Source organism: Nocardia sp. NPDC059229 (genome assembly GCF_042754165.1).
Classification (GTDB): Bacteria; Actinomycetota; Actinomycetes; order Mycobacteriales; family Mycobacteriaceae; genus Nocardia.
On the sequence record NZ_JBHZAK010000042.1, the window covers coordinates 22,221 to 30,892 of the forward strand.

Here is an 8,672-nt window from a genome sequence, read left to right on the forward strand (position 1 = left end):
GTGTTCAGCTCCTTGCGCTGTGGTGAAAGTTGTTGTGCTGTAGTCGGCGTCGCGTCAAGCAGGGGTCGCGACGAGCTTCGTTTCCAGGTACTCCTCGAATCCCGCCACGCCCATTTCGCGGCCGATGCCGGATTGCTTGTAGCCGCCGAAGGGAGCGTCCGCGTGATACCAGAGCCCGCCATTGACGCTGAGCGTTCCGGTGCGCATTCCCGCGACCACGTGATCGACGCGTTCGAGGTCGGCGCCCCAGACCGAACCGGAAAGTCCATAGGGTGACTCGTTGGCGATGCGCACCGCGTCGGCATCACCGTCGTGCGGGATCACCACCAACACGGGTCCGAAGATTTCCTCTTGAGCCACGGTCGCGGTGTTGGGGACGTTCGCGATGACGGTCGGCTCGATGAAGAAGCCCCGATCCCGGCCTTCCGGGCGTCCGCCGCCCGCCACGATGCGCCCGCCTTCGTTGCGTGCGATATCGAGGTAGCGCTCCACGCGGTCACGCTGCATCCCGGAAATGAGAGGGCCGCAAATGGTTCCGGGGTCGGTCGGATCTCCCGCTCGCATCCCCGCCATGGTCTTCGCGGCGGCGGCCACCGCGTCGGCGTAGGCGGCCCGCGGCACCAGGAGCCTGGTCGTCAGCGCGCACCCTTGCCCGGCGTGCACTGCCACCGAGAACGCGGTGTAGCTCACGGCTGCTGCGATGTCCGCGTCATCGAGCACGACCGCCGCCGATTTGCCACCGAGCTCCAAGAAGATCCGCTTCAGACTGCCTGCCGCACAGGCCATCACGGATCGCCCGGTGCGTGTGGAGCCGGTGAAGGTGACCATATCCACGCGAGGGTCATCCACCAGGGCCGCGCCGATATGATGGTTGTCCGACGTCAGGATGTTGACCACCCCGGCCGGGATATCGGTGTGTTCGGTGATGAGCTGTCCCAGCACCGCCGCTACCCAGGGGGTATCCGGGGCGGGCTTGAGCACCACCGTGTTTCCCGCGGCCAGGGCGGGCCCGAGCTTGGCGAGGTTGATCTGGTGTGGGAAGTTCCACGGCGTGATCGCACCGACCACGCCGACCGCTTCCCGGTGAATTACCCGGCGGCTGGTGATGCCCATCTGCGTGGCCACACCGAGATCTGTTGTCCAACTGTAGCTTTCAGCCAAGTCAGCCGCGAAATCGAGGTCCGAGATGGGGCCTTCCAGTTGAGGCCCGCTGGTCAGCATCACCGGCGCACCAACCTCGGCGACGGTGATTTCTCGCAGTTCCTCGACGTGTGCGCGCATAGCGTCCCGCAGCTGCCTGAGGCAATGCGCCCGAAACTCGTGGTCACGGGACCATTCGGTCTCATCGAAGGCCGTGCGAGCCGCGATAGTCGCCGCGGCCAGGTCGTCGAGCGAGGCGTTGGCGGCACATCCGAGCACCTCCTCGGTGGCCGGGTTGATCGTCGCGAAGACTCCGGCCCCACCGGGCACCAGCTTGCCGCCGATCAACAGTGGGGTGCCTGCACTGGGAACGAGGCCATTCATACACGTCTCCCGATACTTGTCTGGACAACTGTTCGGAATATAGTTCGGATGTCTCTACAATTGCAACCGCGCCCCGAGCCCCGGGGCCCGCGGACCGCTTGTTGCGGACATGCATTCGTAGTACCGTCCGGACACATGTCCACCATGGTCTGGGCATCATTTCCGGGAAGGATTTCCAATGACATTGGTCAAGCCGCAGCGGGTATCCGGCGGCGCGGGCGAGCACGGACACCTGGACGAGTTCCGCACCGACCCCATCGCGCTGATGCGACGGGTGCGTTCCGAATGCGGAGACGTGGGATCGTTCCAGCTCGCTGGTCGCGATGTCATTCTGCTGTCGGGCGCGGAGGCCAACGAGTTCTTCTTCCGCTCGTCGGACGAGGATCTCGACCAGGCCGCCGCCTATCCGTTCATGAAACCGATCTTCGGTGAGGGGGTGGTTTTCGACGCCAGCCCCGAACGCCGCCGGGAGATGCTGCACAACCAGGCGCTGCGTGCCGAGCACATGCGAGGCCATGCCGAAACGATCGCCCGTGAAGTCGATCGGATGCTCGAACGCTGGAGAGACGAGGGCGAGATCGATCTGCTCGAGTTCTTCGCCGAACTCACCATCTACACGTCGTCGGCGTGCCTGATCGGCCTCAAGTTCCGCAACCAGCTCGACGAGCGGTTCGCCCAGCTCTATCACGAGCTCGAGCAGGGCACCGATGCCTACTGCTACGTCGATCCGTATGCACCGATCGAGAGTTTCCGTATCCGTGACGAGGCCCGGGCCAAACTGGTGGACCTGGTGCAAGAGATCATGAACGACCGCATCGCGAACCCTCCTCGGGGCAAGGAAGACCGCGACATGCTCGATGTTCTCGTGGCGGTGCCCGGCGACGACGGTGCACCGCGTTTCAGCGCCAGCGAGATCACCGGCATCTTCATCTCCATGATGTTCGCCGGCCACCACACCACCTCCGGTACCGCGGCATGGACGACGATCGAGTTGCTCCGGCATCCGGACCTCATGGCCGCCGTCGTCGACGAACTCGACCAGCTCTACGCCGACGGCTCCGAGGTGAGTCACAATGCGCTACGCCAGATTCCGAAGCTGGAGTCCGCGCTCAAGGAGACGTTGCGACTACACCCTCCGCTGATCATCCTGATGCGAATCGCGCAAGGTGAGTTCGAGGTCTGCGGTCACCGCATCGCACCCGGTGACATGGTCGCGGCCACACCCGCCATTTCCAACCGCCTACCCGAGGACTTCCCCGACCCCGATCTGTTCGACCCCGACCGGTACCTCGATCCGCGTCAGGAGGACCTGGTCCACAAGTGGACCTGGATCCCGTTCGGCGCCGGACGCCACCGCTGCGTCGGCGCTCCGTTCGCGCTGATGCAGCTCAAGGCGATTTTCTCGATTCTCTTGCGGGACTGGGAGTTCGAGATGGCGCAGCCGTCCGACAGTTACCGAAACGACCACTCGAAGATGGTCGTTCAGCTCGAACAGCCGTGCCGCGTCCGGTATCGGCGGCGTCGGCGATGAGCTCACCACTGTTCAGGTCCACAACGTCGTCGGCCCCTCAGGAGGAACCCATGCCCGTGCCGTCGCTACCCAACGGCTTCGACTTCACAGACCCCGCGCTGTGGGAATCCCGCAATCCCGTCGCGGAATTCGCCCAGCTGCGCCGCACCAGCCCGGTGTGGTGGAACGCGCAGCAGGACGAATCGTCCGGCGGATTCCGCGATGGCGGGTTCTGGGTGATCAGCAAACACGAGGACATCAAGGAGATATCACGCAAGCCGGAGTTGTTCTCCTCGCAGCGCAAGGGCTCGATCATCCGCCTGCCCGGGCAGATCACCATCGATCAGATCGAGCTCACCAGTGCGCTATTGGTCAACATGGATCCGCCCAAGCACACCAAGATCCGCCGCATCATCTCCAAGGGTTTCAGCCCCAGAGCAGTGGAGTCTCTGCGAGTCGCGTTGACCGAACGGGCCGAGCGCATCGTCCATGCGGCCAAGCAGGAGGGACGCGGCGACTTCGTCGAGCAGGTGGCCTGCGAACTGCCTCTCCAGGCCATCGCCGAGCTCCTCGGTGTGCCGCAGGAGGATCGACGCAAGCTCTTCGACTGGTCCAACCAGATGCTCAACTACGACGACCCCGAGTACGGGGATACCGCAACCACCGACGCCTCGACCAACGCCTCCGCCGAGATCCTCGGCTACGCCTGGAACATGGCCGAGCAACGACGCGCCAACCCCGGTGACGACATCGTGACCCAGCTCGTGAACGCCGATCTGGATGGCGAGGCGCTGGGATCCGATGAGTTCGGGTTCTTCGTGATCCTGCTCGCCGTGGCGGGCAACGAGACCACCCGCAATGCCATCACCCACGGCATGAAGGCCTTCGTCGACCACCCGGACCAATGGGAGTTGTTCAAGCGGCAACGACCGCGGACCGCCGCGGATGAGATCATCCGTTGGGCGACGCCGGTCACCGCGTTCCAGCGCACCGCGTCCGCCGATACCGAAATCGGCGGCCGGTTGATCCGCCAGGGCCAGCGGGTCGGATTGTTCTACAGCTCGGCCAATTTCGACGAGGAAGCGTTCGTCGACCCGTTCACCTTCGATGTGACTCGGGACCCCAATCCCCACTTGGCCTTCGGCGGGACCGGAGCGCACTTCTGCGTGGGTGCCAACCTCGCGCGGTTGGAGATCGATCTGATGTTCAACGCGATCGCCGATGCGATGCCCGACCTCGCGCAACTGGCCGAACCCGAGCGGCTGCGCAACGGCTGGATCAACGGGATCAAACACTGGCAGGTCAGCTACTCGTAAGCCTTCGTCCGAAGTGTGCGGGGCAGCGCCTGCCGCCCCGCACTTTTCGAACTCGTCGCCCTGTGCGCCCTGCAGACGCGGGCCGCAGAGCTCAACGACAAGTGTCCGCCGCTGTGATCAACTCTGCGGCCTTCTCCCCGATCATGTAGCACGGCGCATTGGTATTGCCGCCGGTGATACTCGGCATGATCGACGCATCGGCCACGCGCAGCCCTTCGATTCCGCGCACTCGCAACTGCGGATCGACCACGGCACGCTCGTCGATACCCATCCGGCAGCTGCCGACCGGGTGATAGACCGAGTGCACCCGATTGGGCAGTTCACGCCGTAGCGCCGATTCATCCCGATAGTCGGGACCGGGAGTGAGTTCCTCGGTGATGTCCGGCGCAATGGAGCGGTGCGCCATGATTTCACGGATCAGGCGGATGCCCTCGATCAGCACCTCGGTGTCGGCGGGCTCGGTCAGGTACCCGGGATCGATCAACGGCGACGCCAGCGGATCGGCGGAAGCCAGCCGGAGTTCACCGCGGCTGCGGGGGTAGATCAGGGTCGGGAAAATGGTCAATGCCGCACGCCGGTCGACGGTGTACAGCTTGTCCTGGTCCTGGTTCGGCGATGGATAGCCCCACGGCAGAACATGCATCTGCAAGTCCGGAATACCTTCTGCGAACGACGTTTTCGCAAAGCCGACCAGCTCGAACAGGGTACGTCCGAACCAACTGCTGCCCGGCCGGGCGAGCTCACGAGCGATCCCGCCGACCATATGCGACGGGATGGATCGGTGACGGGCCTTCGCGGTGACGAAGGTGAGTGGCACGAACAGATGGTCATGCAGATTCGCGCCCACGGGCAAGTCCGCGTGTACTGGTAGTCCCATCTCACGCAGATGGGCGGCCGGGCCGATTCCGGAGAGCATGAGCAGTTGCGGGGAGGCGATCACTCCGGCGGACACCACGACTTCCCGTGCCGCACGGATGATTCGCGAACCGCCGCGTTCGATCACTTCGACCCCGACGGCCCGGCTATTCTCGATGACCACCCGGGCGACGTGTACACCGGTCAGCACCGTCAACGCGGCGTTGGGCCGGTTGGTCAGGTATCCCCGGGAAGAGCTGTACCGCAAGCCCTGCCGGACACTCTGCTGAAAAGCGCCGACGCCTTCCTGCGTTTCCCCGTTGTAGTCGGGGTTCTCCGGCACGCCCAATGTCGCCGAAGCCGCCGACAGCCACTGCTGTGCGATCGGGGTGAGATCGGTTTGGCGAGTCACCTCGATCGGACCACCGGCTCCGCGCAGCGCGCTCGCGCCGCCTTCCCAGTTCTCGAGCCGTTTGAAGGCCGGCAGCACATCGGCGAAACCCCATCCGGCGCAGCCTTCTTCGGCCCAGGCATCGTAATTCGCGCGGTTACCTCGGACGAACAGCATCCCGTTGACCGAGCTGGAGCCACCCAGGACCTTCCCTCGCGTCATCGGGATGCGCCGGTCGTTGGCGTGCTTCTGCGGCACCGAGTACTGCTTCCACGTGACGCGCTTCTTCAGCGGGGGCACCGTGTGCACCATGGCGATCGATCCGGGGATCGAGACCAGGCGTGTGTTGTCCCGGCGTCCGGCTTCCAGCAGAATCACGCTCGCGCCGTGTTCGGCCAGCCGGCTCGCGACGATGGCCCCGGAACTGCCCGCGCCGACCACGATGTAGTCGGCTTCGATGGCGTCTTCCGGCCGATTGGATCGGATCATCGGAGCCTCCTTTCCTCTGTGGATGGATCGATCTCACGCCTGCGCGGCGGCGTACCGCTCGTCGGTGAGAGTGCGCAGGTTGCGCAGGAACCGCCGGAAGGTCATGTTCATCAGCGGACCGGCCAATCGGATCGAGAGGCTCGTGACCCGATCCCCGCTCATGGCCAGCGTCCAGGTCAGTCGGCAGCCCTGGGGGGTCGCGACGATGCGGTAGTCCTCCGCGAACGCCGTGATACCCCGCGTGGAGATCTGGTTGAATCGAAAGGCCATGTGCGCGTCCGGTTCCCACGCCAGGAACTCCTCGCCTGCGACCATTCCCGCGCGCATGCGAACAGTGCGGGTGGTGCCGATCCCGTGAGGTTCGGGACTGGTCCAGCTGACATCGGTGATCACCGACGCCCATCTGGGCCACGGTTCGGCCTCGGCGAGAACCGCGAATACCTGCGCGGGTGTGACATTCAGGTCGACGCTGTTGGCGAAACGATGCGGCGCGGTCTGCACGAATGTGGAATCGACGCGCTGGCACGGATGCATGGTGGGCATGAGACTCTTTCGTATCGAAGGCGGTTGACCGGTGTCGGCCGGACGGTCACGACAGCAGGCGGCGGATGAGCCGATTCCCGAACGCACGGATCAGGCCGTCGAGATCGCGAATCGTCTTGTCGGTGTACGGGTACCAGATGCTTTCGTGCTTCGGCTGCCAGCGATCGATCAGAACGGGCTGGGCGTGGACGTAACCCCGCAAGGCGTGCACGCCGTTGACCTGACCGACTCCGCTGTCCTTGCGCCCACCGAACGGCGCCTCGGGGACTCCGTAGATGACGGCGGCGTCGTTGTGCACCACCGAGCCGGTGGTCAGGCGCGCCGCGATGCGGCGCGCACGCGCGCGGTCCTTGGTGAACACCGAGCCGCTCAGGCCGTACCGAGAGTCGTTGGCCAGCCGGATCGCCTCGTCCTCATCGCGAACTCGCACGATGGTGGCAATGGGACCGAAGGTCTCCTCGTTCACGATCCGCATGCCGTGATGGGCCCCGACGATCACGGTCGGTTGGAAGTACAGACCCTCACCTGGCACCACCGATCCACCGACCAGGATCTCTGCGCCCGTTGCCTCGGCGTCGGCGACGTGCTCCGCGACCAGGTCACGTTGACGATCCCAGAACAACGGACCCATGTCAGCGTCCCCGGGCCCGCAGCTGACCGCGGATGCCTTGCGGACGACCAGATCGATGAACTCGTCTGCCACACTGTCGATCACGTAGATGCGCTCGACGCTCATGCACACCTGCCCGGTATTGAACATGGACAGGTACACGGCCCCGGCCGCGGCGCGTTCGAGGTCAGCGTCCGCACACACGATCATGGCGTCCTTGCCGCCGAGCTCGAGTGTGCAGGGCAGGAATCGCTCGGCGCACGCGCTCGCGATTCTCCGGCCCGTGGCGACGCTTCCGGTGAAGCACACCTTGTCGATCTCCGAATCGACCAGGGCCGCCCCGGTTTCGCCGTCACCGCGCAGGACCTGCACGACATCCTCGGGCACCCCGGCCTCGTGCAGCACCCGCGCTACCCACTCCCCCGAGCGCGGTGTCACCTCCGATGGCTTGAAGACCACCGTGTTGCCCGCCAGCAGCGCCTGCACAACAGGATTGAGGGTAAGTACGAAGGGTGCGTTCCAGGGCGTGATCACACCCACCACCCCTAATGGCTGGTATTGGATGTGCAGCTGTTTGAACGGGCGCAGGTAGCCGTGCAGCCGCTGACGATGCGGCCGCAGATCTCGCCGCGCACGTCGGGACCAGTAGTTGAGGAAGTCGCACGCCGGCACGATCTCCACCCCCAGCGCCTCGGCCATCGGCTTGCCGGTCTCGGTCCGGATCGTCTCCGCGATCTCGGCCCGGCGCGCACTAATCACGTCGATCGCACCCCGAAGCAGAACCGCGCGCTCGCCGACACTTCTTGCCGCCCAAGCCGGTTGGGCCGCCCGAGCACGAGTGACCACCCGCGCGACCTCGGCGCTGTCGTCGACGTCCACGGCACCGATGGGCAGGCCCGTCACCGGACTGTGCAAGGCCAGTCGACGCCCTCCACCGGCTGTGTGCGACTCGGCACGCACGATGGCCATGGCCGCTCCCTCTTCAACATGAATGTCCTTGGTGGACATCTGTCCGGACACTACTATGGACGATTGGCTGGTACAAGAGGGCAAGGAACTGACCTATAACCAGACCATCGGCGTTCGGGTGGTTCGCCCTCGAAGACGGCCGGAAACGGGATCGACGTGAACAACGTCGTCGGCCAACGTCAGATGCGCTGAACCGGGGCACATCGGCGATGGATACTCAGTTCATGACCAAGTCGCGCCGAGCAATCGAACACGGCGACAAACCTTCCAGAGGGCCGAGTGGACACCGAGGTCAGATTCGAGATCGGGATCAGGTTCGGTGTCTTGTCCGCGTCGATGGTTCCGATCAGCTAGGCGATGCGCGGCGCGAGCTGAGGCTTCCCCCGAATAGTGGACACCGATTTGGCAGGACCGAAGGTCCTGCTGGAAGGATGTCTCCATGCCTCCTCGTAAGCGCCGGTCATT

6 protein-coding genes are annotated in these 8,672 nt (G+C 64.8%); 2 read left to right on the plus strand and 4 right to left on the minus strand.

Features of this window, described 5'->3' with window-relative positions; genetic code table 11:
• Positions 1 to 54 precede the first annotated feature (54 nt).
• Positions 55 to 1,524, minus strand: a complete 1,470-nt coding sequence (locus ACFXHE_RS42480) for an aldehyde dehydrogenase (RefSeq protein WP_379391166.1) — start codon at positions 1,522 to 1,524, stop codon at positions 55 to 57.
• A 178-nt stretch (positions 1,525 to 1,702) separates the two neighbouring features.
• Here ACFXHE_RS42480 and ACFXHE_RS42485 point away from each other — a divergent pair, with 178 nt between their 5' ends.
• Both ACFXHE_RS42485 and ACFXHE_RS42490 read left to right on the plus strand, forming a co-directional pair.
• On the plus strand, positions 1,703 to 3,055 hold the full coding sequence (locus ACFXHE_RS42485) for a cytochrome P450 (RefSeq protein ID WP_379391168.1): 1,353 nt from the start codon (positions 1,703 to 1,705) through the stop codon (positions 3,053 to 3,055).
• A 50-nt stretch (positions 3,056 to 3,105) separates the two neighbouring features.
• A complete protein-coding gene (locus ACFXHE_RS42490) occupies positions 3,106 to 4,350 on the plus strand; it encodes a cytochrome P450 (protein ID WP_379391170.1) in 1,245 nt (414 codons plus the stop codon).
• A 91-nt stretch (positions 4,351 to 4,441) separates the two neighbouring features.
• Here the strand turns inward: ACFXHE_RS42490 and ACFXHE_RS42495 are convergent, their stop codons facing one another.
• Genes ACFXHE_RS42495 through ACFXHE_RS42505 form a run of 3 tightly spaced genes read right to left on the minus strand, consistent with a single transcriptional unit; the run spans position 4,442 to position 8,246 of the window.
• The gene (locus ACFXHE_RS42495; protein ID WP_379391172.1) at positions 4,442 to 6,085 is read right to left on the minus strand and encodes a GMC family oxidoreductase; all 1,644 of its coding nucleotides are present in this window, start codon (positions 6,083 to 6,085) and stop codon (positions 4,442 to 4,444) included.
• A gap of 33 nt (positions 6,086 to 6,118) precedes the next feature.
• A complete protein-coding gene (locus ACFXHE_RS42500; protein WP_379391182.1) occupies positions 6,119 to 6,619 on the minus strand; it encodes an SRPBCC family protein in 501 nt (166 codons plus the stop codon).
• Between the two features lie 55 nt (positions 6,620 to 6,674).
• A complete protein-coding gene (locus ACFXHE_RS42505; RefSeq protein ID WP_379391174.1) occupies positions 6,675 to 8,246 on the minus strand; it encodes an aldehyde dehydrogenase family protein in 1,572 nt (523 codons plus the stop codon).
• Positions 8,247 to 8,672: the final 426 nt, after the last annotated feature.